General features: G+C 60.8%; 1 protein-coding gene. It reads left to right on the top strand.

Annotated features, from left to right (window positions below; all coding sequences use genetic code 11):
* A partial coding sequence (locus ACM6G4_RS22555; RefSeq protein ID WP_414914660.1) for an immunoglobulin-like domain-containing protein occupies positions 1–355 on the top strand: 355 nt, incomplete at both ends.

Here is a 355-nt window from a genome sequence, read left to right as displayed (position 1 = left end):
TCAGGGCGACAAGGTCACGGTGAGCATTGCCAGCAACGGCGATGTACAGGAAAACCTCGCGCCGACCTTCACCGTCAAGGTTGACCAGAAACTCGATCACGACCTCAAGGTCACCCTGAGCAACGGCGACACCGTCACCATCGAAGCGGGCAAATTGTCGGCCATCTACACCGCGCCGGTGCAGGGTGACGACGTCTACAGCGACCCAAGTAACCTGAGCCTGACCGTCGGCTCGGCCAGTGTCGACGGCAAGACCTTCGAAAACCTGGTGATCGATGGTACCGCGGCCAATGTGGCCATCACCGACACCGTCAGCGAAGTGATCGCCACCCTGACCGCCGACAAGTCCACCGTG

This window comes from Pseudomonas sp. IT-P258 (assembly GCF_949767825.1).
Taxonomy (GTDB): domain Bacteria; phylum Pseudomonadota; class Gammaproteobacteria; order Pseudomonadales; family Pseudomonadaceae; genus Aquipseudomonas; species Aquipseudomonas monachiensis.
The sequence above is the reverse complement of the archived record's forward strand: the minus strand, read 5'-3'. Positions and strand labels throughout refer to the sequence as shown.